Source organism: Mycobacteroides sp. H001, assembly GCF_001440005.1.
In the GTDB taxonomy this organism is placed as follows: Bacteria; Actinomycetota; Actinomycetes; order Mycobacteriales; family Mycobacteriaceae; genus Mycobacterium; species Mycobacterium gwanakae.
This window is the reverse complement of record NZ_LJYH01000025.1, coordinates 37,527-61,722: the sequence shown is the minus strand read 5'-3', so window position 1 is coordinate 61,722 and position 24,196 is coordinate 37,527. Positions and strand designations below refer to the sequence as shown.

The 24,196-nt window shown below is 64.3% G+C and carries 21 protein-coding genes; 11 read left to right on the top strand and 10 right to left on the bottom strand.

Going from position 1 to position 24,196, the window contains the following annotated elements:
- The first annotated feature begins 66 nt into the window (after positions 1 to 66).
- Entirely contained in the window at positions 67 to 3,624 is a 3,558-nt protein-coding gene (dnaE, locus tag AOT83_RS09275) for a DNA polymerase III subunit alpha (protein ID WP_030093421.1), read from the top strand.
- Here dnaE and AOT83_RS09270 read toward each other — a convergent pair.
- Complete coding sequence (locus tag AOT83_RS09270) at positions 3,621 to 3,998, bottom strand: metalloregulator ArsR/SmtB family transcription factor (RefSeq protein ID WP_057965887.1); 378 nt, start codon at positions 3,996 to 3,998, stop codon at positions 3,621 to 3,623. The two genes, dnaE and AOT83_RS09270, sit on opposite strands and share 4 nt — an antisense overlap.
- A gap of 171 nt (positions 3,999 to 4,169) precedes the next feature.
- On the opposite strand from AOT83_RS09270, the gene AOT83_RS09265 reads away from it, so the two are divergent.
- Positions 4,170 to 4,586, top strand: coding sequence for a DUF5313 domain-containing protein (locus AOT83_RS09265; RefSeq protein ID WP_030093419.1), 417 nt, complete (start codon positions 4,170 to 4,172; stop codon positions 4,584 to 4,586).
- A gap of 7 nt (positions 4,587 to 4,593) precedes the next feature.
- Here the strand turns inward: AOT83_RS09265 and AOT83_RS09260 are convergent, their stop codons facing one another.
- Genes AOT83_RS09260 through AOT83_RS09250 form a run of 3 tightly spaced genes read right to left on the bottom strand, consistent with a single transcriptional unit; the run spans position 4,594 to position 6,407 of the window.
- Positions 4,594 to 5,409: a DUF6498-containing protein gene (locus tag AOT83_RS09260; protein WP_256364547.1), complete on the bottom strand. Its 816-nt coding sequence runs from the start codon at positions 5,407 to 5,409 to the stop codon at positions 4,594 to 4,596.
- A 5-nt stretch (positions 5,410 to 5,414) separates the two neighbouring features.
- Entirely contained in the window at positions 5,415 to 6,173 is a 759-nt protein-coding gene (locus tag AOT83_RS09255; RefSeq protein ID WP_057965886.1) for a hypothetical protein, read from the bottom strand.
- A gap of 33 nt (positions 6,174 to 6,206) precedes the next feature.
- Entirely contained in the window at positions 6,207 to 6,407 is a 201-nt protein-coding gene (locus tag AOT83_RS09250) for a hypothetical protein (protein ID WP_057965885.1), read from the bottom strand.
- Between the two features lie 158 nt (positions 6,408 to 6,565).
- Between AOT83_RS09250 and AOT83_RS09245 the strand changes: the two genes are divergently transcribed.
- Together AOT83_RS09245 and ilvA are read left to right on the top strand one after the other, a co-directional pair.
- Positions 6,566 to 7,003 carry a nitroreductase family deazaflavin-dependent oxidoreductase gene (locus AOT83_RS09245; protein ID WP_030093415.1) on the top strand — a complete coding sequence of 146 codons (438 nt, stop codon included), beginning with the start codon at positions 6,566 to 6,568 and terminating at the stop codon, positions 7,001 to 7,003.
- Complete coding sequence (gene ilvA / locus AOT83_RS09240) at positions 7,000 to 8,259, top strand: threonine ammonia-lyase IlvA (protein WP_057965884.1); 1,260 nt, start codon at positions 7,000 to 7,002, stop codon at positions 8,257 to 8,259. Before AOT83_RS09245 ends, ilvA begins: the two co-directional genes overlap by 4 nt.
- A gap of 6 nt (positions 8,260 to 8,265) precedes the next feature.
- On the opposite strand, the gene glgX is transcribed toward ilvA, so the two are convergent.
- The gene (gene glgX, locus AOT83_RS09235) at positions 8,266 to 10,407 is read right to left on the bottom strand and encodes a glycogen debranching protein GlgX (protein ID WP_057965883.1); all 2,142 of its coding nucleotides are present in this window, start codon (positions 10,405 to 10,407) and stop codon (positions 8,266 to 8,268) included.
- Positions 10,408 to 10,446: 39 nt separating this feature from the next.
- A complete protein-coding gene (locus AOT83_RS09230; RefSeq protein ID WP_057965882.1) occupies positions 10,447 to 12,627 on the bottom strand; it encodes an acyltransferase family protein in 2,181 nt (726 codons plus the stop codon).
- 122 nt (positions 12,628 to 12,749) lie between these two features.
- Between AOT83_RS09230 and AOT83_RS09225 the strand changes: the two genes are divergently transcribed.
- Genes AOT83_RS09225 through bioD form a run of 3 tightly spaced genes read left to right on the top strand, consistent with a single transcriptional unit; the run spans position 12,750 to position 15,952 of the window.
- A complete protein-coding gene (locus AOT83_RS09225) occupies positions 12,750 to 14,072 on the top strand; it encodes an adenosylmethionine--8-amino-7-oxononanoate transaminase (RefSeq protein WP_196328271.1) in 1,323 nt (440 codons plus the stop codon).
- Positions 14,073 to 14,126: 54 nt separating this feature from the next.
- The gene (locus AOT83_RS09220) at positions 14,127 to 15,272 is read left to right on the top strand and encodes an 8-amino-7-oxononanoate synthase (protein ID WP_030093410.1); all 1,146 of its coding nucleotides are present in this window, start codon (positions 14,127 to 14,129) and stop codon (positions 15,270 to 15,272) included.
- Positions 15,269 to 15,952, top strand: coding sequence for a dethiobiotin synthase (gene bioD, locus AOT83_RS09215; RefSeq protein WP_057965880.1), 684 nt, complete (start codon positions 15,269 to 15,271; stop codon positions 15,950 to 15,952). Before AOT83_RS09220 ends, bioD begins: the two co-directional genes overlap by 4 nt.
- On the opposite strand, the gene AOT83_RS09210 is transcribed toward bioD, so the two are convergent.
- A complete protein-coding gene (locus AOT83_RS09210) occupies positions 15,945 to 16,586 on the bottom strand; it encodes a TetR family transcriptional regulator (protein ID WP_057965879.1) in 642 nt (213 codons plus the stop codon). The genes bioD and AOT83_RS09210 overlap by 8 nt on opposite strands.
- A gap of 61 nt (positions 16,587 to 16,647) precedes the next feature.
- Between AOT83_RS09210 and bioB the strand changes: the two genes are divergently transcribed.
- The 3 genes from bioB to AOT83_RS09195 are packed head-to-tail and all read left to right on the top strand — an operon-like array spanning position 16,648 to position 18,643.
- Entirely contained in the window at positions 16,648 to 17,682 is a 1,035-nt protein-coding gene (gene bioB, locus AOT83_RS09205; RefSeq protein WP_030093407.1) for a biotin synthase BioB, read from the top strand.
- On the top strand, positions 17,679 to 17,927 hold the full coding sequence (locus tag AOT83_RS09200) for a hypothetical protein (RefSeq protein ID WP_030093406.1): 249 nt from the start codon (positions 17,679 to 17,681) through the stop codon (positions 17,925 to 17,927). The genes bioB and AOT83_RS09200 overlap by 4 nt, the downstream gene beginning before the upstream one ends.
- Positions 17,924 to 18,643: a DUF2567 domain-containing protein gene (locus AOT83_RS09195; RefSeq protein ID WP_057965878.1), complete on the top strand. Its 720-nt coding sequence runs from the start codon at positions 17,924 to 17,926 to the stop codon at positions 18,641 to 18,643. The genes AOT83_RS09200 and AOT83_RS09195 overlap by 4 nt, the downstream gene beginning before the upstream one ends.
- Here the strand turns inward: AOT83_RS09195 and AOT83_RS09190 are convergent.
- Complete coding sequence (locus AOT83_RS09190; protein WP_057966025.1) at positions 18,627 to 20,120, bottom strand: malate:quinone oxidoreductase; 1,494 nt, start codon at positions 20,118 to 20,120, stop codon at positions 18,627 to 18,629. The two genes, AOT83_RS09195 and AOT83_RS09190, sit on opposite strands and share 17 nt — an antisense overlap.
- A gap of 66 nt (positions 20,121 to 20,186) precedes the next feature.
- Here AOT83_RS09190 and AOT83_RS09185 point away from each other — a divergent pair, with 66 nt between their 5' ends.
- Positions 20,187 to 21,101, top strand: coding sequence for a LysR family transcriptional regulator (locus tag AOT83_RS09185; protein WP_057965877.1), 915 nt, complete (start codon positions 20,187 to 20,189; stop codon positions 21,099 to 21,101).
- Here the strand turns inward: AOT83_RS09185 and AOT83_RS09180 are convergent.
- Together AOT83_RS09180 and AOT83_RS09175 are read right to left on the bottom strand one after the other, a co-directional pair.
- Complete coding sequence (locus AOT83_RS09180; protein WP_057965876.1) at positions 21,098 to 22,777, bottom strand: hypothetical protein; 1,680 nt, start codon at positions 22,775 to 22,777, stop codon at positions 21,098 to 21,100. The two genes, AOT83_RS09185 and AOT83_RS09180, sit on opposite strands and share 4 nt — an antisense overlap.
- A 158-nt stretch (positions 22,778 to 22,935) precedes the next feature.
- Positions 22,936 to 24,159, bottom strand: coding sequence for an FAD-dependent monooxygenase (locus AOT83_RS09175; protein ID WP_057965875.1), 1,224 nt, complete (start codon positions 24,157 to 24,159; stop codon positions 22,936 to 22,938).
- Positions 24,160 to 24,196 lie beyond the last annotated feature (37 nt).

Genomic DNA, 24,196 nt, shown 5'->3' with positions numbered 1-24,196 from the left:
CCCTCGCCATAAACTGACCCCTCTAGCGATTGACGCCCCCATCGTGGGTCGGTACGAAAGGCACGTGTGAGCTCCTCGAATTCTTCGTTCGTGCACCTGCACAACCACACCGAGTACTCGATGCTCGATGGTGCGGCGAAGATCAAGCCGATGCTTGCCGAGGTTGAGCGCCTCGGCATGACGGCGGTCGGCATGACCGACCACGGCAACATGTACGGCGCCAGCGAGTTTTACAACGTCGCCAGCGCGACCGGGGTCAAGCCCATCATCGGCATCGAGGCCTACATCGCGCCGGCCTCCCGGTTCGACACCAAGCGTGTCTTCTGGGGCGATCCGGGGCAGAAGTCCGATGACGTGTCCGGTTCGGGTTCCTACACCCACATGACGATGGTCGCCGAGAACGCGACAGGACTGCGCAACCTGTTCAAGTTATCCTCACTGGCCTCATTCGAGGGCCAGCTGGGTAAATGGGCGCGCATGGACGCCGAGCTCATCGCCGAGCACGCCAGCGGCATCATCGCCACCACCGGATGTCCTTCCGGTGAAGTGCAGACCCGGCTTCGTCTTGGTCAGGAGGCCGAGGCACTCGAAGCCGCCGCCAAATGGCAGCAGATCTTCGGCAAGGAGAACTTCTTCCTGGAGCTGATGGACCACGGGCTGTCCATCGAACGCCGGGTGCGCGAGGGACTGCTGGAGTTGGGCAAGAAGCTCGGCATACCTCCGCTGGCCACCAACGACTGCCACTACGTCACCAAGGATCACTCGCACAACCACGAAGCACTGCTGTGTGTGCAGACCGGCAAGACCATGTCGGACCCCACGCGCTTCAAGTTCGACGGTGACGGCTACTTCCTGAAGCCGGCGTCCGAGATGCGCGACCTCTGGGATGACGCTGTGCCCGGCGCGTGTGACAACACCCTGCTCATCGCCGAGCGGGTGCAGTCGTACGAAGACGTCTGGAGCTTCAAGGACCGCATGCCGGTGTTCCCGGTGCCCGAGGGTGAAGACCAGGACTCCTGGCTGCGCAAGGAGGTGGACCGTGGACTGGAGCGTCGCTTCGACGGCGTCCCCGGCGGGGTACCCGAGGAGTACTTCACCCGTGCGCACTATGAGCTGGACGTCATCAAGCAGAAGGGTTTCCCCGCATACTTCCTGGTCGTCGGGGACTTGGTCACCCATGCCAAGGAAGTCGGAATCAGGGTGGGCCCGGGCCGTGGATCGGCGGCCGGATCGCTCGTCGCCTACGCGCTCGGGATCACCAACATCGACCCCATCCCGCACGGGCTGCTGTTCGAGCGCTTCCTGAATCCGGAACGACCGTCGGCACCCGATATCGATATCGACTTCGACGACCGTCGCCGCGGTGAGATGGTTCGGTATGCCACGGATAAGTGGGGCAGCGACCGGGTCGCGCAGGTCATCACCTTCGGCACCATTAAGACCAAGGCGGCGCTGAAGGACTCGGCGCGTATCCACTACGGCCAGCCCGGATTCGCCATCGCCGACCGGATCACCAAGGCGCTGCCGCCGCCCATCATGGCCAAGGACATTCCGCTTTCGGGTATCACCGACCCCGAACACGAGCGGTACAAAGAGGCCGCCGAGGTTCGCACCCTGATCGACACCGATCCCGATGTGCGGACCATCTATCAGACCGCCCGTGGTCTGGAAGGCCTGATCCGCAACGCCGGTGTGCACGCCTGTGCCGTCATCATGAGCTCGGAGCCGCTCACCGACGCCATCCCGCTGTGGCGGCGCGCGCAGGACGGCGCCATCATCACCGGCTGGGACTATCCGTCGTGTGAGGCCATCGGCCTGCTGAAGATGGACTTTCTGGGGTTGCGCAACCTGACCGTCATCGGTGATGCGCTGGACAACATCAAGGCCAACAGGGGCATCGATCTGGACCTGGACCATCTTCCGCTGGAAGATCCGGCCACCTACGAATTGCTCTCCCGCGGTGACACTCTCGGCGTGTTCCAGCTCGACGGTGGGCCCATGCGGGATCTGCTGCGCCGCATGCAGCCCACCGGATTCAACGACATCGTGGCCGTGCTGGCGCTGTACCGCCCCGGCCCGATGGGCATGAACGCACACAACGACTACGCCGACCGCAAGAACGGTCGCCAGCCGATCAAGCCGATTCACCCCGAGCTGGAGGAGCCTCTCAGGGACATCCTCTCGGAGACCTACGGTCTGATCGTTTACCAAGAGCAGATCATGTTCATCGCCCAGAAGGTCGCCTCGTACTCCATGGGTAAGGCCGATGCGCTCCGCAAGGCCATGGGCAAGAAGAAGCTTGAAGTGCTGGAAGCCGAATACAAGGGCTTCTACGAGGGCATGACCAACAACGGCTTCTCCGAGAAGGCCGTCAAGGCGCTGTGGGACACGATTCTGCCGTTCGCCGGATACGCGTTCAACAAGTCGCACGCGGCCGGCTACGGATTGGTGTCGTTCTGGACCGCCTACCTCAAAGCCAACTACCCCGGCGAGTACATGGCCGGGCTGCTCACCTCCGTGGGTGACGACAAGGACAAGGCGGCCGTCTATCTCGCCGATTGCCGTCGTCTGGGCATCACGGTGCTGCCGCCGGACGTCAACGAGTCGGTCCACAACTTCGCCTCGGTGGGGGAGGACATCCGTTACGGGCTCGGCGGCGTGCGAAATGTCGGTGCCAACGTGGTGCAGTCCCTGATCGCGACCCGGGAATCAAAGGGCGCCTTCACCGATTTCTCGGACTATCTGCACAAGATCGACATCGCGGCCTGCAACAAGAAGGTCACGGAATCGCTGGTGAAGGCGGGGGCCTTTGACTCGCTAGGCCATTCCCGCAAGGGCCTTTTTCTCGTCCAATCCGATGCCGTCGACTCGGTGCTGGGCACCAAGAAAGCCGAAGCGATGGGGCAGTTTGACCTCTTCGGCGGTGCCGGGGACGACGACGCCGACGCATCCAGCGTGTTCGCCATCAAGGTGCCCGACGAGGAGTGGGAAGAAAAGCATAAGCTCGCGCTTGAGCGAGAGATGCTGGGGCTGTATGTATCCGGGCACCCACTCAATGGGGTGGCGCACCTGCTGGGCCGTCAGACCGACACCCAGATTCCCACGATCCTCGAGGGCGACATCGCCAATGACACTCAGGTGCGGGTGGGCGGAATCCTCGCCTCGGTCAACCGTCGGGTCAACAAGAACGGAATGCCCTGGGCTTCTGCGCAACTCGAGGACCTAACCGGTGGCATCGAGGTGCTCTTCTTCCCGCAGGCCTATTCGGTGTACGGTGCCGAGATCGCCGATGACGCGGTCGTTCTGGTGAACGCGAAGGTGGCGATCCGCGATGACCGGATTTCACTGATTGCTAATGACCTTGTGGTGCCCGACTTCTCGCAGGCTTCCGACGATCGTCCGGTTGCGGTCACGCTGCCGACGCGGCAGTGCACCATCGACAAGGTGACCGCACTCAAGCAGGTGTTGGCGCGGCATCCCGGGACCAACCAGGTTCATCTGCGTTTGATCAGCGGAGAGCGTGTCACCACCCTCGAACTCGATCAGTCGCTTCGGGTGACGCCATCATCGGCGCTGATGGGTGACCTCAAGGCACTACTCGGGCCGGGCTGCCTGGGCGGCTAAGTCTGCGCGTGTCGGGTCGCTGCGGCATCGGCGAGCTCGGGCACGACGGGATCGGCGGAGTCGAGCCATTCGGCTTGATCGGCCACCACACCGGTCAAGATCTTGCGTGCGGTCGCCAGTAACTCGGCGACGCGCGGTGAGGTCAGTGTGTACAGCACGGACAGTCCTTCGCGGCGGGCGGTCACCAGGCCGGCACGCCGTAATACGGCCAGCTGCTGCGACAGGTTGGCCGCCTCGATACCCACTTCGGGCAGCATTTCCGACACGGCTTGATCGCGCTCGCTGAGCAGCTCCAGCACCCGAATCCGCACCGGATGGCCCAATGTCTTGAAGAAGTCCGCCTTCATTCGGTACAGCGGTTGACGCGCATCCATATCCAGTCCACCTCACCACACAACAACTTGCAAAGATTAGCAACCCGGCAACACCGCAGGACAGGGGCCCGTCTATAGTTCCTGACGGCTCTCGTCGGGGCCTTACCTGTACTCAGCAGGGCTGTCTGCTGCTCACTCCGGCGAGAGCCGCATAAGACGCCAGGAGTGTGTATGACAACGGATCGGCCCACCGCGGGGCAGTACATCACCTACGCCTACGGAAAGCGCTTGCCCGACTCGATGCGGGATTGGGTGACCAACGACCTGTCCGGCCCCGGAGCGGTGCGGCGGCACATGATCCGGTACGTGATCCCGCCGCATTTCATCCTGGCGCCGTTCTGGCTCCTACCGGGTGGACTGCTCTTGCATGTGGCGATCACCCTGCCCATCTACGTCTGGGCGATCCTGATGACCCACGCTCTCAACAAGATCTGGCGCCGCTACCGGTTGGCCCAGCACGATCTGGACCCGAAACTCGCCGATATCGGTAACCGCGAAAAACATGCGCGCAAGCACCAGACCTACGCCCAGCGCTACGGCGCGCGCCCGGAGTCGACCGACACCTACTCCAGCAGCGACCCCATCTGAGAAGCGTTCAACGCCGCGTCCCTGTCCAGGGCTCTTCATTCTTCTTCCGCCGTGCTGCCTCTGCGTTCCGGTCCTTGGCCCATTGCTGCTCGAAGGTCAGTCCGGGCCGTGCGCTGGGGATCCGGTTCATCGCCCGGCTGAGCCAGCGCGGCGGGGTGGCCGGCTCCCACTGCGGGAACGTGACACTGAGCGAATACATGGTCTTCAGAACGACGAACACGCCGAACAGCGCCGAGGGTGCGTCGGTAACCGCGACCGCGAACATCCCGAAAATCAAGGTGAGGTGCACGACGGCAACGCGCATGAAGCCACGGCTTGCCATCACCTCCAGCTGCCAGAAAGACCAACGGCGCAGTGATGGAAGGTCGATCAGAAAGTCGACGGCCAGCGCGACAAGAACCTGCAGGCATCCGAATCCGACAGTGTGCCAATCGATGCCAATCAGTGCGGCCTTGCCGTTGTGGGTGAGCAGCAACACGATGACGGCCAGGAAGAACCCGTGCGCCGCCGAAAAGATGAGAGTCGTGAAGAGGAATCCCTTGATGAAGGAAGTTCGGGAGTAGCGCTGATCCGGTCCCGGTGCCTCGTACCGGAAGTGCCCATGGCGCGGACTCCACCGTTTGTGAAGAAGTGCCCGGAGTGCGACGAACAGGGACGCCACCACGGTCTCGAACCAGTAGACCGCCAGCGTCGTGCCGGCGGTCCACCCGCCCACGAACCAGCCGGTGAGGGGAATCGCGTTCACCGCGAGCATCGTGGCCAGGTGCAGAATCCGGTTGAGAGTCCCGGGGACCTCCGATGTCGTGGCCGAACCCTGCGGGATCACCGCTAGCCCAGAATGTTCACGGCGCGGGCCAGCACCAGCGCCACTGTGGACAGCGCGACCATCGACTGCAAGGTCATCAGCATCTTCGCCCAGCGCGACAAGGGCATGGTGTCGGTGGGGGAGAACGCGACGACGTTGGTGAAGCTCACGTAGAGGTAGTCAGGGAACTTCGGGCGCCAATCTGGCGGAGCGAGTTCGGGATTGGCCATCTGCGGAAACATGAAATCCGGGTGTGGCCGTTCGGTGGTGTGGCGCGCGAACGGTCCGCCGCGGTCGAACTCCCAGTACCACATGCCGAACACGATGATGTTGGTGATGAAGATGGCCAGGCCACTGCCCAGGAGTACCCGCGGATTGTCACCCATCTGCCCGGTGACGATCTTGTAATCCAGCAGCGCCGCCGAGATGGTGTTGTCGGCGGTGATCGCAGCGATCAGCACATATGTCGCCCAACGCCCGAGAGTTGTTGAACGCGTGAACTTTATCGGGTTCAGGATCACCAGGACTATCAGGAGCGCGGACTCAAGGGCCGGGAGCGGCCAGCGTGGCGTCAGATTGAACTGTGCGGGGATGGCCAGCTGAAGGCCGATCGCCGCGATAAGGGCGACAAGAACCGGTATCCGGCTTTCCGGAGCGCCGGGGCGCAACCAGGAAGGGAGATGTTTCTCGGCGGCCAGTACGTCATCGGTCACCTCGTGGGCCAGCCGCTCCATGCGGTGCTCACCGGGATGCCCGGCGGCCGATTGGCTTGGTGAAGACATGGGGATGTATTACACCCCGTTGGATGGTTCTGCTCAGTGAATGAACGAGCCGGTCAGCCAGACCATGCTGGCCACCGCGACGGCCGAGAGCACCGCGGTCGACAGCGATGCCACCAGCAAGAGCGCCACCACGAACACCGCCGTGCCGACTCCCAATGCCAGCAGCTTGTAGGCGGGCATGGCCGCGACGTCAATCGGCCGCACTCCATGTGCTGCGCGCTCGAACGTCGTCATGAATGAAGGATATGCCTAACCGGGAAGTTCGGTCAACCGAACACTCCCATCGTGGGCGCTAAAACTAAAGTCGGGGGGTGTCCGATGCGGGCAGGGTTGCCGGGCGATCGGCATTATCGGCGTGATTCCCCGATGCCTGGGGCGATACAGTTGTCGGCATGCCATTAACCGGTGAATACGAACCCAGTGGACTCGATTGGTCGCAGAAGCAGGTGGCCAAGATCATCGAGAGTGGGACCACCGACGGCATCACCATTGCGGACATGCCGGTGATTCTGCTGACCACACTGGGCGCTAAGTCCGGCAAGCTGCGCAAGATCGCCCTGATGCGCGTGGAGCACAACGGCGAGTACGCCATCGTGGCCTCGCTGGGCGGTGCACCCAAGAACCCCGTCTGGTACTACAACGTCAAAGAGAACCCGCTCGTCGAGCTGCAGGACGGCAGCATCACCAAGGACTACCAGTCACGCGAGGTGGTCGGCGACGAGAAGGCCCAGTGGTGGGATCGCGCCGTCGAGGCCTACCCGCCGTACGCGGAATACCAAACCAAGACCGACCGTCAGATCCCGGTTTTCGTGCTGACACCTGTCTCTTGAGCACGGCTCAGGCCGTCACCGCCAGTGATATTGACGCGGCGGCCAAGCGCATCGACGAGGTGGTGCACCCGACTCCCGTCCAGCACGCCGATCGCCTGTCGGCGCTCACCGGGGCCAACGTCTATCTCAAGCGTGAAGATCTGCAATCGGTTCGCTCGTACAAACTGCGTGGTGCGTTCAACCTCTTGATGCAGCTCAGCGACGAGGAGAAGGCTGCGGGCGTCGTATGCTCCAGCGCCGGAAACCACGCCCAGGGGTTCGCGCTGGCCTGCAATTCGATGGGTGTACACGGGCGCGTATACATCCCCAGCAAGACTCCGAAGCAGAAGCGGCAACGGATCATCTATCACGGCAACGGGTTTGTTGAGCTCATCGCTGTCGGGCACGGCTATGACGAGGCGGCTGCGGCGGCCAAGGCCGACGCCGAACGCACTGGGGCCACCCTTGTCCCGGCGTTCGACGATCCGCGGACCATTGCCGGGCAGGGCACCATTGCCGCCGAGATCCTCGACCAGCTCGATGTCCGGCCGGACGTTGTGGTGGTTCCGGTCGGTGGCGGCGGGTGCATCTCCGGGATCGTCACGTACCTGCGGGAACGGGCTCCTCAGGTGCGGGTCGTCGGTGTCGAGCCGGCCGGTGCGGCGTGCATGGCGGCCGCGATGCGGGCCGGTGGTCCGGTCCCACTCGATCATGTCGATCCGTTCGTCGACGGCTGCGCGGTACAGGTGGCCGGCGCGGTTCCGTACCGGCTGCTGGCTGCGGCCGGAGAGACATTGACGTTGATGACCGTCGACGAAGGTGCCGCTTGCACGGCCATGCTCGAGCTGTACCAGAACGAAGGAATCATCGCCGAGCCCGCCGGCGCCCTGTCGGTCGCCGGGCTGTCAGAACTTGATCTGGCCCCCGGCGAGACGGTTGTCTGCCTGATTTCCGGTGGCAACAACGATGTTTCGCGGTACGGCGAGATCCTGGAGCGCTCATTGGTGCACCTGGGGCTCAAGCACTACTTCCTGGTCGACTTCCCGCAGGAGCCGGGTGCGTTGCGCCGATTCCTGGGCGACATACTCGGGCCCAACGACGACATCACGCTGTTCGAGTACGTCAAGCGGAACAACCGCGAGATGGGTGCCGCCCTGGTGGGCATCGAGCTCAGCAATGCCGAGGATCTCGCGGGCTTGCTGGACCGCATGTACGCGTCGGACCTTGATATCGAACGGCTGGAACCGGATTCGGCGGCATTCCGCTACCTGACGTAGCGCCGACTATCCGCTCTTGCGCAGCACAACCAGGGCGCGGTCCTGCACGCGCACGGCCTTGCCCGCGTCGACTATCGCCGAGCATTGTCCGTCGGGTTCGGCAGTGTCGAGGACGGCTGTCCACTGCGTCGCATAGTCGCCGTCGGGTGTCACGAAATCCAGCGGTTCGTCATAGGCGTTGAAACACAGCAGGAACGAGTCGCCCGACACGCGTTCGCCGCGGGCATTGGGTTCGGGGATCGCATCGCCGTTGAGGAAGACGGCCAGACTCTTGCCGAAACCGCTGTCCCAGTCGGCGGTGGTCATTTCCTCGCCTGCGGGTGTCAGCCACGCGATGTCGCGTACCTCTTCGCCCTCGCGGATCGGTCGTCCGGCGAAGAAGCGGCGGCGGCGGAACACCGGGTGCTGTTTACGCAGCGCGATCACCGTTCTGGCGAACTGCAGCAGGTCGGAATTTGTCTCAGCCAGCTCCCAGTCCATCCAGGACAGTGTTGAATCCTGGCAGTACACGTTGTTATTGCCCTGCTGGGTGCGGCCGATCTCGTCGCCGTGCGAGAGCATCGGCGTGCCCTGACTCAGCACCAGGGTCGCGAAAATGTTGCGCATCTGGCGGGCACGCAGCGCCAGAATCTCCGGATCATCGGTGGGACCCTCCACGCCGCAGTTCCACGAGCGGTTGTGAGTTTCTCCGTCCCGGTTGTCCTCACCGTTGGCCTCATTGTGTTTCTCGTTGTACGAGACCAGGTCTCGCAGTGTGAAGCCGTCATGCGCGGTGACGAAGTTGATGCTGGCACTGGGGCGGCGCCCGGTCGCCTCGTAGAGATCTGAGGAGCCGGTGAGGCGCGAAGCGAATTCGCCGAGGGTGGCGGGCTCTCCGCGCCAGTAATCGCGGACGGTGTCGCGGAACTTCCCGTTCCATTCGGTCCACAAGCCGGGGAAGTTGCCCACCTGGTATCCGCCCTCGCCGATATCCCAGGGTTCGGCGATCAGTTTGACCTGACTGACGATCGGGTCTTGCTGCACCAGGTCGAAAAAGGCGGACAGGCGATCGACGTCATGCAGCTCGCGGGCGAGGGTCGAGGCCAGGTCGAACCGGAATCCGTCGACATGCATTTCGGTGACCCAGTAGCGCAGCGAGTCCATGATGAGCTGCAACGTGTGCGGGTGGCGAGCGTTGAGACTGTTTCCCGTTCCGGTGTAGTCGGTGTAGCGCGCGAGGTTGTCGTCGTTGAGTTTGTAGTAGGCGCGATTGTCGATGCCGCGGAAACTCAGGGTCGGGCCGATGTGATCGCCCTCGGCCGTGTGGTTGTAGACGACGTCGAGGATGACCTCGATACCCGCCTCGTGCAGAGCGCGAACCATTGCCTTGAATTCGGCGACGGCGCCGCCCGCGTGCGGCGATGACGCGTACCCCGCATGCGGAGCCAGGAATCCGAAGGTGTTGTACCCCCAATAGTTTCGCAACCCGAGGGCAATCAGCCGGCTGTCTTGGAAGAACTGGTGCACGGGCATCAGTTCAATGGCGGTGACACCCAGGGAACGCAGGTGCTCGATGACGACCGGATGCGCCAGACCGGCGTAGGTGCCCCGAAGCTCCTCGGGAATACCGGGATGGGTCTGTGTCATGCCTTTGACATGAGCCTCGTAGATCACCGTCTCGTGGTACGGAGTGCGCGGGCCACGATCCGAACCCCAGTCGAAGTAGGGATTGATGACCACAGAGGTCATGGTGTGGCCCAGCGAGTCGCGTGCGACGAGTGTCTCGGTGTCCAGTGGATCGGTCTGGTACGAGAGCAGCGGCGGATCCGCCTCGGGGGTGTAGCCGAACTCGCCGTGAAAGGCCTTGCCGTACGGGTCGAGGAGCAGCTTGTTGGGGTCGCAGCGGTGCCCGGCCTCAGGCTCCCAGGGACCGTGTACCCGGAATCCGTAACGCTGGCCGGGGGAGACAGTTGGCAGGTAGCAATGCCACACGTACCCGTCGACCTCATCGAGTGGCACTCGGGTTTCCGTGCCGTCCTTGGCGATCAGGCACAGTTCGACGGCCGTGGCGACCTCGGAGAACAACGAGAAGTTGGTGCCGGCTCCGTCATAGGTAGCGCCCAGCGGATACGGGTTGCCCGGCCATACCTGAAGCGGTGGCAGGGTCATAGTGATAGACCCTATCGGTCTACACCGGAATCGCGCGCCTCACTTGCCCGGCGGGCTGGTCCGCCACCAACCGGTCGCGAGCGCGATCTGGCGTCCCAGCTCCTTGGTCATGGTGCGCATGTAGGTCGCAGAGATGTGATGAGAATCGTGATACACCAACACGTTTCCTTCAACTACACGACATTTGTCGGAGCGGCAGACGGCCTTGGTCATATCGAGAATCTTGAGCAGTGGGAACTGATTCGCGATGGCGAGCGTGGGATTCACGTCATCGAGCGCGCGGTTGCGATCCATGGCGCACGAATCGGAGGTTCCCCCCGCCGAAATGCAGTCGGCGGCGGTGTAGGTAGTGCCGTCCCTGTCGATCAGCCAGGGCGTGTCGCGCATGCCGAGAACAGGAATCCCCGCCTCGTCGAACGCCGACCAGATGCCCAGGTAGCTGTCGGGCATCACATCGCCGGTGCCGAGCGCGGAGCGGGGACGGGTGGTGGTGGTGAAGACGTAGTCGGGGTGTTCCTTGATCAACCGCGCCATCACCTCGTCGACCCATTTCTTGCAATCGGGGTATGGGTCGTTGGACCCGGCGATGCGGGGGACCTCTTCGGTACTGAGCGGGCAACCCATCTTGAGATAGGTGGTGATCTTGAAGTTGTGTTGGCGCCCCAGGATGTCGAGGGCGGTGATCCAGTGTTCGGCATGCGACCCACCGGCCAGTGCGATGGTTCGCGTGGCGTGCGGATTGCCGTAGGTACAGGTGATCACCGCGCGATTGCGGAAGTCGCTGATGCAGTCCTGCTCGGTGGTGATGGGCAGGTCGTCGGAGGCCTCCAGGGTGGTGGGCCGCATCGGGAGGTCGGGCACGCGGTCGCCGTAGAGCAGGGCTGCGGCACCGGGGTAGTCCCGTGGACGCAGGCCGGAGAGCTCCTTGCCGTTGGACCGTTGCACGGTGACATGTTCGAGCCAGGTGAATGAGGTGGCGGTCAGCGCGACCGCCATCAACACGATGGAGGTCCCGAGCGCCAAGGTGGGGCGCCGCAGCCTGGTCCATAGCGTGGAGGGCTTGGCCACCGGTCGGGGGTAGCGCAGGGGAGTCTCGACGTATTTGTTGGTCAGGTAGGCCAACGCCAGGGATATGCCGAGGATGGCGGCACCTTCCCACAAGGAGACCTTGGGCTGACCGCTATAGACCAGCCAGTAGACCAGCAGCGGCCAGTGCCATAGGTAAAGGGAGTAGGCCAGTGATCCCAGCTCGACCAGGGGCCTGGTGGCCAGGAACCGGTTCGCCGCCGGTTGTGGTGTGTCGGTGGGCAGATTCGCCGCCGACAAGATGAGGACGAGTGTGGCGACGACGGGTACGAGGGCCAGCGGGCCCGGGAACTCCCGCACGCCGTTGATGAGCGCGCCACAGGACAGGATCGTCGCCAGCGCCGCGATGCTCAGGACCTGGCGCAGCCACATCGGCCAGCGGGTTCCGGCCACCAGCGCGCCCACCAGCACGCCGAGCAGCAACTCCCACGCCCGCGCGAACGTGTTGTAGTAGGCAATCGACTGGAAGTCGAGATGTGCGTAGATCGCGTACCCGAACGATGCGGCGGTCAGGCTTGCGATCACGGCCACCAGGACGGTGCGGATGTGCCGGCCGAGTGGTTTGCGCAGCAGAACCGCCAGCAGATACACCAACGCCAGGAAACCGACGTAGAACTGGCCCTGAACCGACATCGACCAGAGGTGCTGGAGTGGGCTGACCGACTCGCTGGCTGCCAGATAGTCGGCGGCGGTGTTGGCCAGCTCCCAGTTCTGGTAGTAGCCGAGGCTGGCCAGACTCTGCTCGGCGAACGTCTCCCACCGGGTCTCGGGTTGCACTAAGACGGTGAGTACGGCACAGGCCGCCAGCACCAGAACCAGCGCGGGGAGCAAGCGCCGGACCAGTCGCTTCAGTACCGGTACGGGGTTGAGCGAGGCTCCCTGTGTAGTCGCTGTGCGAAGTAGCTTGCTGCCGTAGAAGAAGCCCGAAAGGGTTAAGAAAACGTCAACTCCACCCGACACCCTGCCGAACCAGACGTGAAACACCGCGACCAGAAAAATCGCGATTCCGCGTAATCCGTCGAGGTCGTGCCGATAAAACGCCTTGCTGCTCTTGGGTTTTGGGGTGGCGTCCATCGCCGCGGTGGGAGGCACCTCGGGATCGGTCACGGGTTTGGTTGCTGAGACGAAGAACATTTTCGCCCCCAATGTACCCATGGTTGCCGAGAGTCTCCGCAGGTGCGCGCCAACGGCGTGTGCGCACGAGGCGAATGGCTCCGTGCCGAGGGTTTGTGACAGGCTCGATGATTGTGCCGAGGTTGACACCCGATGAAGTCGGAGCCGTCGATGCTGCGCATCTGTGGCATCCGTACAGCGGGATCGGTGATCCCGATGCCGCGCAACGGCCGCTGGTGGTGACCAGTGCGAGCGGTCCGAACATCACGGTGGTGCGTGATGGCCGATCGGTCGAGGTGCTCGACGCGATGAGCTCATGGTGGTCGTGCATCCACGGCCACGGCCATCCCGCTCTGGACCGTGCGGTGACCGAACAGTTGGCCTCGATGAGCCATGTCATGTTCGGTGGGCTCACCCACGAACCTGCCGCGCGCCTCGCCCAGCTGCTGGTGGAGCTGACTCCGGCCGGTCTGGAGACGGTGTTCTTCTGCGACTCCGGATCGGTATCGGTGGAAGTGGCGATCAAGATGGCGCTGCAGTACTGGCGCAGCCTGGGGCTGCCGGCCAAACATCGCCTGATGACCTGGCGCGGGGGGTATCACGGCGACACCTTCGCCCCGATGAGCGTGTGCGATCCGGAAGGCGGCATGCACTCGCTGTGGACAGATGTGCTGGTCGAGCAGGTCTTCGCCGAGAAGGTTCCCCACGCGTACGACGACGAGTACAGGCGGCGTTTTGAGGCGGAGCTGACCGAGCATGCCGCCGAACTGGCGGCCGTCATCGTCGAGCCGGTCGTTCAGGGTGCCGGCGGAATGCGGTTCCACGATCCGCGCTATTTGGCAGAGCTGCGCGCCATGTGCGACCGGCACGGTGTGCTGCTGATCTTCGACGAGATCGCGACGGGCTTCGGGCGCACCGGTGAGCTGTTCGCAGCCGACCATGCCGGGGTCAGCCCCGACATCATGTGTGTGGGTAAGGCGATGACCGGTGGCTACCTGACCCTGGCCGCCACGCTGTGTACCGCGAAAATCGCGCGCACCATCAGTGACGGTGCGGCGGGCGCGCTCATGCACGGCCCGACCTTCATGGCCAACCCGTTGGCCTGCGCGGTAGCGGTCGCTTCGATAGAACTACTGCAGTCAGGGGATTGGAAATCGCGGGTTACGGCGATCTCCGAGGGCCTGCGCAGCGGCCTGGCGCCCGCTGCTGGTCTCGATGGAGTTGCCGATGTGCGGGTGTGCGGCGCCATCGGTGTGATTGACATGCAACTGCCCTTGGGGCAGCAGGGCATGCGCATCGCCACCGATGCGGCGCTCGACGCCGGGGTGTGGCTGCGGCCGTTCCGGACCTTGATCTACACGATGCCGCCGTACATCTGCAGCGAGGACGAGATACAGCGGATTGCCGATGCGATGGTGCGTGCCGCGGCGGCGGTGGGGGCCGCGTCGCCAGGCCGAACGCCGTGACGGGGGCTTCCACGTGTGCGCTAACCTGAACACCGTTCAGGAGAGGAGGCGTCGGTGGTCGAGGCATCATCACCGCTTGCCTGGTTGGGTGAGGTAGAGCGTCAACGGGAAGCCGCAGGACTGCGTCGGCGGCTACGTACCCGCAGTGCCGCCGAGCCCGAGATCGACCTGGCGTCCAACGACTACCTGGGCCTGGCGCGACACCCGGAGGTGATCGAGGCCGGCGTCGAAGCATTGCGGGTGTGGGGTGCGGGCTCCACCGGTTCGCGCCTTGTCACCGGCAACACCGAACTGCATGAAGAGCTTGAGCGGGAGCTTGCCGACTTCATGGGCACACAGTCGGCACTGGTCTTCTCCTCGGGGTACACCGCCAATCTCGGTGCGGTGGTGGCACTTTCCGGTCCGGGAACGCTCATTGTCTCGGATGCGCGCACGCATGCCTCGCTGATCGATGCTTGCCGCCTGTCGAGGGCGCGCGTAGTGGTGACGCCCTATCGCGATACGCAGGCGGTGGCCGCGGCTCTGGCGCAACGCCCCGAGGAACGCGCACTTGTCCTCACCGACGCGGTCTTCAGTGCCGATGGCGCACTCGCACCACTGACCGACCTGTACGGGGTTTGTCGCAGTCACGGAGCGGTGCTGTTGGTCGATGAGGCGCACGGGCTGGGTGTACGCGGAGCCGGTGGTCGCGGGCTGGTCGCCGAAGTAGGTCTTGCCGGACGTGAGGACCTCGTCGTCACCGTCACGCTTTCCAAGGCCCTGGGTAGCCAGGGTGGGGCGGTGTTGGGCTCGGAGGCTGTTCGCGCACATCTGGTCGACGCCGCGCGGCCGTTTATCTTCGACACTGGTCTGGCTCCAGCCGCGGTCGGGTCGGCGCTGGCGGCGTTGCGCCTGATGGCTGCCGAGCCGGAACGGGTTCACGCCGTCCTTGACCACGCGGCCACGCTCGGTCAGTGGTGCGGTTTGGCGGATAGACCCGAGTCTGCTGTGGTGCCGGTGGTGCTGGGAGACCCCACGGTCGCGTTCAACGCCGCCAAGGCATGCCTGGAGCAGGGTGTCCGGGTGGGCTGCTTCCGTCCGCCGTCGGTCCCCGAAGGGCAGTCACTGCTGCGCCTGACGGCGCGCGCTTCCCTCACCGATGCCGATATGGATCGGGTACGTGAGGTGCTCGCCGGAGTATTGGCGCTGGCCCGCCGATGACGGTCCTCCTGGTCACCGGAACATCGACGGGAGTGGGCAAGACGGTGGCCACCGCGGCCCTGGCCGCGGCCGCGGTGAGCCAAGGCATTGAGGTGACGGTGTGTAAGCCGGTGCAAACCGGCGAGGACCGTGACGCCGACGAGGTTGCCCGGCTGTCCGGCGTGACACGCGTCGAGACCTTGGCGCGTTATCCCGAACCGCTTGCTCCGGTGGCTGCGGCATCGCGGGCGGGCCTTCGCCTGCTGGACCACGTGCAGATGGCCACGGCGATATTCGCCCTCGACAGGCCCGGAGCACTGACGCTGGTCGAAGGCGCGGGCGGCCTGCTGGTGGAGTTGGCCGCCGGGGGGAAGACCCTGCGCGATCTGGCGATTGTTCTGGACGCGCCGGTGCTGGTGGTAACCACCGCCGACCTGGGCACGCTCAACCACACCGCTCTCACGCTAGAGGCGCTGGCGGCGCAGTCAGTGCCCTGTGCCGGCCTGGTGGTGGGGAGTTTCCCGGCAGAGCCGGATCTGGCGCAGCGGCTCAATCGTGAGGACCTGGCGAACCAGTTCCAGACGCCGGTGCGTGCGGTGATTCCCGAGGGGGCCGGGCGGCTGATGCCCGCGGTCTTCGCCGAGATGAGCGTCGCGCTCTTCGACCCGCAGTGGGTCAAGGAGCTGGTGGCCTCTAACTGATCGGGCTGGACTGGCGGGCCAGCTGGCCGATGCCGTCCACCAGAAGGCGCACGCCAAATCCGAACTGCGCGGTGGGGTCCGTCAGCCCCGCGCCATCGGCGAGCAATGACTGGCCGTCTTGCAGCGCACCGGCCGAATCCCACTGCAGCCGGGACTGCTCGTCGGCGACATAACCCAAGACGTAGTAGACGATGCTGCGGGCGGCCAGGGCTGCCGGTACCGCGCCCAGTCCGGAGGTGACGGCGGCCTCGGCCAAGCGGTTCACCACCGTGATCATGTGGGAGGTCTGGCCGGAGGCGAAGCTCGCCGACACCAGCTCCGCTCCGTCCTTGTGCGATAGCAGAGCGTCACGCAGGGCGGCACACAGGAATTCGATGCGCTGCTCCCATGGCACATCGCGACAATCAGTTTCAGCCAAAGGCGCCAGCACGTGATCGGCGACCGCGCCGAGCAGCTGCTGTTTGTTCGCGAAGTGCCAGTACAGCGCGCTCGGCGCGATATCGAGCTCACGAGCCAGCCGGCGCATCGTGAGATCCGCGATCCCGTAGTCGTCGAGAATCGCGGTGGCCCGGCGCACCAGGTCGTATCGGTTCAGCGGGGCGGCGCGCCCCTTGTTTGGCTCGGTGATGGCCATACTCTAACCTGAACACCGTTCAGGATTGAGTATCAGGTTTGGACCTAGTGAGGAGCGCTGCGTGACTCAGGCAGCCGAAGCAACCACCGCGGGCGATACGGATCGCGACATACTGGCTACCGCCCGTGAGCAGGTGCTCGAGCAGGGGGTGGGCCTGACGCAGGATCAGGTCCTGCGCGTGCTCCAGCTTCCCGACGAGCGCCTCGAGGAGCTGCTCGCACTCGCGCACGAGGTCCGGATGCAGTGGTGTGGCCCCGAGGTCGAGGTCGAGGGCATCATCAGCCTCAAGACGGGTGGCTGCCCCGAGGACTGCCATTTCTGCTCGCAATCCGGTCTCTTCGCTTCCCCGGTACGTAGCGCGTGGCTCGATATCCCGAGCCTGGTCGAGGCCGCGAAGCAGACCGCGAAGTCCGGCGCCACCGAGTTCTGCATCGTGGCCGCGGTTCGTGGCCCCGACGAGCGCTTGCTGGCTCAGGTCGCTGCCGGTATCGAGGCCATTCGCAATGAGGTCGACATCCAGATCGCCTGCTCGCTGGGCATGCTGACTCAGGAGCAGGTGGATCGCCTCTCGGCGATGGGCGTGCACCGCTACAACCACAATCTCGAAACAGCCAAATCGCACTTCCCGAACGTGGTCACCACGCACAGCTGGGAGGAGCGCTGGGACACCCTCCGGATGGTTCGCGAGGCGGGCATGGAGGTCTGCTGCGGCGGCATCCTCGGTATGGGTGAGACGCTTGAGCAGCGCGCCGAATTCGCCGCCAACCTGGCCGAGCTGGAACCCGATGAGGTTCCGTTGAACTTCCTGAACCCGCGCCCCGGAACGCCTTTCGGGGATCTTGAGGTGCTCCCGGCCGCTGACGCGCTGCGCGCCGTTGCCGCGTTCCGTCTCGCACTGCCGCGCACCATGCTGCGCTTCGCCGGCGGTCGTGAGATCACCCTCGGTGATCTGGGTGCCAAGCAGGGCATTCTGGGCGGCATCAACGCCGTCATCGTCGGCAACTACCTGACGACACTGGGCCGTCCGGCCGAGGCGGACCTGGAACTGCTCGTCGATCTGCAGATGCCGATCAAGGCACTCAACAGCAGCCTGTGACCAATAGCCTGTACGTGATGGGTACAGAACCGGTGGCCGCCGGTAAGTACAACGTGTACACCGGCGAATCAATGGACGGGTTGACTGGTCTGGTCATGCCGACGGCGGCACAGCTTGGCTTGGAGCCGCCGCGATTCTGTGCGGCGTGCGGGCGGCGGATGATCGTGCAGGTGCGCCCGGATGGTTGGCACGCGAAGTGTTCACGTCATGGTGAGGCGGACTCCAAGCAGCTCGAGCAGCGATGAGCGCCGGCGAAGAGCCAGGGGTAGCGATGAGCGCCGGCGAAGGGCCCGCGACGCCCGCGACTGTCACCTCGGCGGTCGTGGATCAGGCTGTCGCGCCGCGTTTTTCACACGTCAAGGCAGTCACGGTGGTTTTCGGTGTCCTGAGCGTTGCAGGGGTATTGGTGGGGGCGCTGTGGAGCGTCATCGCACCGGGTGTGCACGGCGCCATCGCCGATACCCGGGACAACGGCCGCGTGTTTGTTCATCTGGGCAATCAGGCCGACAACTTCTTCATCGCGACCACGCTGCTGACGGGGATGGCGGCGGTGGTTGCGGTGGTCGTATCGGCCGCGGCCTGGCAGTGGCGGGCGCATCGTGGTCCGGTGATGGTGGGCGGGATCGCCCTGGGCGCCCTGGCAGGCTCGGCGCTCGCGGCCGGTGTCGGGGCCGCACTGGTCCGATTACGTTACGGGGCACTGGATATCGCCGGTGCTCAGCTCGACGAGGGACATCGGATCAAGTATGTCGTCGAGGCTCCCGCTGTCTTCTACGGTCACACGCCCGCTCAGATCGCCGTCACCCTGGCGCTGGCTCCGTGTTTGGCGGCGGTCACGTACATGTTCTGTGTAGTGGCTTGTGTGCGTGACGATCTCGATGCCTGGCCACCAGTGACTGGCCCGCTGTACCGGGTGCCCGTGGCCGTCCCGCCAGTCGACGGCGTCAACTCGACGGCCTAGTTTCGTCGAGGCCCAGCGCGCGTGCGGTGACCCGTACGGAGTCGGTGACGGCCGCCGTATCCCAGACGGGGGCCGCGGCACCCGGGATCGCGGTGAACATCGTTGTGCGCCACGACGTGTGCCAGCGCTCAGGGAAGCAGCGTTGGAGGGCGTCGAGCATGATCGGAACCGCCGTGGAGGCGCCGGGGGAGGCGCCAAGTAGCCCCGAGATGGTGTGGTCCGCGTTGACCACCAGTTCGGTGCCTTGCTGGAGTACGCCCACGCGCCGGCGATCGGGCCTGATGAGTTGTGCCCGTTGACCTGCCGGGACAAGCTCCCAATCGCCGGGTTCGGCGGTGGGGTAGTAGCGGCGCAACTGGGCGAATCGTTGGCGGGGGCCCGCCACCAGCTGTGTGATCAGGTATCCGATCAGTGAAAGATTCTGGACGAGCGCGGCCGCGATCACATGCATGTTGTGCCAGCGCACCGTGGTGAAGAAATCGATCCATCGGCCGTGTTTGAGGAGCTTGGTGCTGAATGTCGCGTAGGGGCCGAACATCAGATACGGCCGCCCGCCAACCAGGCGTTTGTCCAGGTGCGGTACCGACATCGGCGGTGCGCCGACGGGTGCCTGGCCATAGACCTTGGTCGTGTGCCGGTTCGCCACGCCGGGATCCCCGCACCGCAGGAACGCGGCACCAACGGGTAGGACGGCGTAACCACGCACCTCGGGAAGCCGGGCGCGTTGCAGTATCCTCAGCGCGTGCCCGCCAGCGCCGACGAACACGCTGCGGGCTCGTATTGTGAAGTCGCCATGGGGATTTAGCCCATTGACCATCCATGAGCCGTCGCTGGCCCGGTTGAGTATGCGTACCTCATGTTCCAGGCGCACCTGTGCACCGCGATCGATGATCATCTGTGTCAGCGCACGCGTGAGGGCGCCAAAATCGACATCGGTCCCGTCGGGATGCAGGGTGGCGGCGACGGGTTCATCGGGTGCGCGGCCACGCATCACCAGCGGCGCCCAGTCCTCGATGGTGGTGGGGCAATCGCTGAACCGAATTCCCGTGAACATCGGCTCGGCAGAGAGTGTTTCGTATCGACGCCGCAGATAGTCGGTATCCCGGTGCCCGAACACCACGTCCATGTGTGCTGCCCGGTGAATGAACGCATCGGGCTCGAGTAGACCGTTCTCGGCGAGATAGGACCACCACTGACGGCTGAGATGGAACTGCCGGGCGATCCCGGTGGCTTTCGCGCCGTCCGCGGGATCGGGCATGTAGTTGAGTTCACAGAATCCGCTGTGCCCGGTGCCGGCGTTGTTCCAGGGACCGCTGCTCTCGGTGGCGAGCGCATCGGCGCGTTCCAGCAGCACAATTCGCCATTCGGGCTCCAGGATTGACAGCATCGAACCCAAGGTCGCCGACATGATGCCGCCACCGATCAACACCACATCAGCATCGTCATGGGCACCGGAGGTGCGCGGGACGTTCTTCATGGCAGCCACCATCCGCCGCTGACATTCATTCCGTCCAATGAATGATTGGGCAAGTATCATCCGGTAATGGATCAATGGACATCTCAACTGGCTCCCCAGTTGCGGGCACTCGTGGAGTTGTCCGCGCATGACGGGCATATGACGCAGGCAGCACTGGCGCTGGATATTCCGCAGTCGTCAATGAGCCGGCGAATCCACTCGCTGCAAACGGCGCTGGGGGTGCCACTGCTCATTCATGATGGAAGGACGGTTCGGCTGACCCCTGAGGCGCGTCGCCTCGCGGCCCGGGCGCGTGAGCCCCTGGCCGAACTCGATCGCACTCTTGGGGAGCTCACCGGAGATGCGGACCCAGAGCATGGGACGGTGCGTTTCGGGTTCCCGCTCACCATGGGGTCGGGCCATATCCCCGATCTTCTCGCTGCGTTCCGGCACCGACACCCGGGTATCCGGGTACTGCTCAAACAGGCGCACGGAACAGAACTCGGTGCAGAGCTGATGACCGGGAATCTCGACCTCGCCGTCGTGATTCCCGCGCCAGAGCGTCTGCACCACACCACGATCGGTGCGCAGCGGATTCAGGTCGCGGTACCCATGGATCACCGGCTCGCCGGGGAGACCGGACTAAGCCTGGACCAGCTGACCGGCGAGACATTCATCGCCAATCCGCCCAGCTACAACCTTCGGCAGCTCACCGAGACTTGGTGTCGTGCAGCGGGTTACGTTCCGAATATTGCCATCGAAGTCACTGAGTTCGGCACGATCCGTGAACTCATCAGCCGGGGGCTTGGCATCGCACTGCTGCCGCATGACGACCGCACACCACCAGGTATCCGCGAGATACCGCTGGTCGGCGACGGCTACCACCGATCAATTGCGCTGGCGTGGGGCACCTCCACCCGTGCCGCATCTACTCAGCGCCTGAATGACTTTCTGCTGCAGAATTTCTCGCCGACGGCGATCAACAGCGCAGAGACCGCTTAGTCGTGGCCGCCTCCGCTCGACTTAGACCCGTCACTACCTGACTTGGACGAGCCGCTTGCCGATCCGGCGGACTTGCTCGCCGAGTCATGCGCCGTGGACGCACTCGGCGGCTTGGATCCGGAGCTCTTGGACTCGGATGGCTTGGTGACCGATGATTTGGTTTCCGATGTCTTGGTCTGGGAAGTCTTCGTCTCCGAGGTCTTAGTCTCGGAAGATTTCGACTCCGCACCCTGTGCCTGGGCATCGGAGGTCTTGCCTGCCGGGTTCTGGGAGCCCGGGGCGGACCCCGCAGGCTGTCCGGTGGTCGACTGTGAGATGGGTCCGCGGACGGTGCCCTGCGCGCTGACGGTGCCGTGCTCGGTGGTGTTGGTGGCGGGAGCCTTCGGTTTGGCCGGCTTGTCGGTGTTTTCCTTGATCACCGCGGCGGTGGGTGCCTTATCTTCCTTAGTCGAATCCTTCAGATTGTCTACATCTTTGGCTGGCTTAGTACCCGTGAGCGCCTCGCCGGAATCTCCCTGGGTACCGGCCGTCGCGCTGCCGGGCGTGGCGTCTTTAGGAGCGTCCTTGGGCGACTGATTGGTGGCGCCGGGCGCGGCCTCCTTGGTGTCGGAGATTGCCTTCACGTCCGTCTTCGTGTCCTTGTCGACGGCTGCGGTGGCGGCCTTGTCCTTGCCCGGAGTCTTGGTCTCGGCGCGGTCCTTGCTATCAACAGCCGCAGTGGTTGCTGCCGCGGTCTTGTCGTCTTCCTTAGCGGCGCCGTCAGTGATGTCTGTGGTGGTTTCCGCTGTGATGGCGCTCTTTTCGAGACTTGCGAGTTTCTGATCGGCTTTCGTCAGGCCCAGAGTCTCTGCGAAATGCGCCTGGGCGTCCTTGAAGGCCTTGGTGAACGGCGCCAATGCCTCGTGAATGGAAGTGGGCGTCGCACCGACCGAATCGGCCGTCGCTTGCAGGGCCAAACCGGGCAGCGGCGGCAGTGGTGGCAGGAAGTAGCGTGCCTCTGCCCACGCGAAATTGATGACGGAGTTGACGATGTCACTGCCGAATCGTCCGAACGAATTGACGATGTTGGAGAAGCTGGGGTCGTTGATGATCGGGTCGACGAGGTTGTAGACAAAGCTGTTGGCGATGGGCCGAACAAGATTGTCGTAGACGATGCCGATCTGCGCGCTGACGAGGCCGCCGATGACGGGAACAAACCCCGCACCCCACTGCGCCAGGTCTACGCCGTAGTCCACCCAGTACTGGATGAACTGATAGGCCTGGTCGATGCCATTGGTGATGGAGTTCGCGACGGCGGGACCCGCAGCCGCGGCCATGGGAGCACTGGACCGAGACGGCGCGACGGAGGGGGTGTCAGGTGAGGCTGCCGCCGCACGCGGCTGCGCCAGGAGACTGGTGCTGGTGATCGGAGTGAGCGGCAGCGGCCCGGCCGGCGCGTCGGATGCCCCGGGCGCGCTCGACGGCAGCGGGTACTTCAGCCCGGTCAGCGTTCCCAGCGGGCCGTTGTCGGCTTGTGGTGTGAATGCGAATGAGCTCAGACGAACTGCGGCTGATCGGATGTCGGGGAGCGAGATGGCTTGCGGCGTGCGCGGAACGGCCGTTGGCGCGACAACCAAGGCGGTTGCGGTGATAGCGGCCATACCCGCCTTGAACAAGGGATTGGCGGTCCGGTCCATCTCACTCCTCTGTCTGGTTCGAAGCGACCCGGATGTCAGCGTACGGGGTGCTCACGCGTGAATTGGCCACCGCAATGAGGTGGTGTCGGCTAGCAACGCGCTGATCACCATCGCCAATGACGTTCTGGCGCTTCTTGATCCGGACCGTGGTCGATGTGCTATCGGCGGATCATTCCCTGGTAGTCGCGGATGGCGAAGGTATCGTGGATGCTCAGCGCGCGTGCCGCGACAAGCCGGGAAGCGACGCGTGCCAATGACGGCGGCAAATGACCAAGGATTCGCGCGCCGTGAACAAGAGTCCACAGTCCGAAACGGTTCCTGGGCACCAAGGTGTCCGATGCGGTCAGGGCCAGTTGACGGCTCCGGCGCACATACTGACCCAGGGCTGCTTCGCAGGCGGGGTAGGCGCGAGTGTGATCGCCTGCCGCGGCCGCGATTTCCCCGGCGAGCACATAGGCCCCAACCACGGCCAGACTGGTGCTTCCACCCACCGCCGGACCCGGGCAGTATCCGGCGTCACCGACGAGCGTGATCCGGCCCTTTGACCAGGTGTCCATCCGCAGCTGGGTGATGGAGTCCATGTAGAACGCGTCGGTCGCGTCCACCTGCGCCAACATCCGTGGCACTTCCCAGCCGAAGTCTGCGAACGCCTCGCGCAATAGCTCCTTCTGCCGTGGTACATCCCGGTGGTGGTACTCAAGTGGTGCCGGCGGGCGGAACAGGAAGAACGCGCGCGCATCCGGGAGTAGCGCGGCGCTGTAGATGCCGGCCATCCGATCGACCCGCGGGAACATCACAGCGCGATCGTCCAGCTCTAGGTAGTTGGGTATCGATGCGACCGCGAGATATTCGCCCAGCCAATGTGAATAGCCTGCCTCGGGGCCGAATACCAGGTTGCGAACATTCGAGTGCAAACCGTCCGCGCCGATGACGAGTTCGAAGCGGCGTTCGGGGCCCGTCTCGAAAGTGACGTCAACGCCGGTGCCGTCCTCGGTAAGCGCGGTGATCGAGTCGCCGAAGATGTACTCGGTGGTGCAGGAGCTGGTGTCATACAGGATCTCGCTGAGATCGTCGCGCATGATCTCGACGTGGCGCTGCGAGACGGCCGAGAAGATGAGCGCCTCGGGAAGATCCACCAGGTCGGGCTTACCCTCGCGATGGATGGACAGCAGGTCGGTGCCGACCTTACGGGCCTCGATCCTCTCGAGAGCACCCATCTTCTCCACGATGTCCATCGCGGGTTTGAACAAATCGACGGCATGGCCCCCCGATTTGCGTGGAGCAGGTGAGCGTTCGACCACTGTGACGTCAAATCCATAGTGCGCCAGCCAGTAAGCCAGTGTGGGACCGGCGACGCTCGCGCCAGAAATGAGCACCCGCATGTCCGCCTCCTTACTTAACGATCGGTAAGTAAATCGA

Bases quoted from the DNA above. Each gene is read 5' to 3' on its own strand.
- AOT83_RS09270 (WP_057965887.1), bottom strand. From the start codon at position 3,998: ATGGATGCGCGTCAACCGCTGTACCGAATGAAGGCGGACTTCTTCAAG.
- AOT83_RS09265 (WP_030093419.1), top strand. From the start codon at position 4,170: ATGACAACGGATCGGCCCACCGCGGGGCAGTACATCACCTACGCCTAC.
- AOT83_RS09255 (WP_057965886.1), bottom strand. From the start codon at position 6,173: ATGTCTTCACCAAGCCAATCGGCCGCCGGGCATCCCGGTGAGCACCGC.
- AOT83_RS09250 (WP_057965885.1), bottom strand. From the start codon at position 6,407: ATGACGACGTTCGAGCGCGCAGCACATGGAGTGCGGCCGATTGACGTC.
- AOT83_RS09245 (WP_030093415.1), top strand. From the start codon at position 6,566: ATGCCATTAACCGGTGAATACGAACCCAGTGGACTCGATTGGTCGCAG.
- glgX (WP_057965883.1), bottom strand. From the start codon at position 10,407: ATGACCCTGCCACCGCTTCAGGTATGGCCGGGCAACCCGTATCCGCTG.
- AOT83_RS09230 (WP_057965882.1), bottom strand. From the start codon at position 12,627: ATGTTCTTCGTCTCAGCAACCAAACCCGTGACCGATCCCGAGGTGCCT.
- bioD (WP_057965880.1), top strand. From the start codon at position 15,269: ATGACGGTCCTCCTGGTCACCGGAACATCGACGGGAGTGGGCAAGACG.
- AOT83_RS09210 (WP_057965879.1), bottom strand. From the start codon at position 16,586: ATGGCCATCACCGAGCCAAACAAGGGGCGCGCCGCCCCGCTGAACCGA.
- AOT83_RS09195 (WP_057965878.1), top strand. From the start codon at position 17,924: ATGAGCGCCGGCGAAGAGCCAGGGGTAGCGATGAGCGCCGGCGAAGGG.
- AOT83_RS09190 (WP_057966025.1), bottom strand. From the start codon at position 20,120: ATGAAGAACGTCCCGCGCACCTCCGGTGCCCATGACGATGCTGATGTG.
- AOT83_RS09185 (WP_057965877.1), top strand. From the start codon at position 20,187: ATGGATCAATGGACATCTCAACTGGCTCCCCAGTTGCGGGCACTCGTG.
- AOT83_RS09180 (WP_057965876.1), bottom strand. From the start codon at position 22,777: ATGGACCGGACCGCCAATCCCTTGTTCAAGGCGGGTATGGCCGCTATC.
- AOT83_RS09175 (WP_057965875.1), bottom strand. From the start codon at position 24,159: ATGCGGGTGCTCATTTCTGGCGCGAGCGTCGCCGGTCCCACACTGGCT.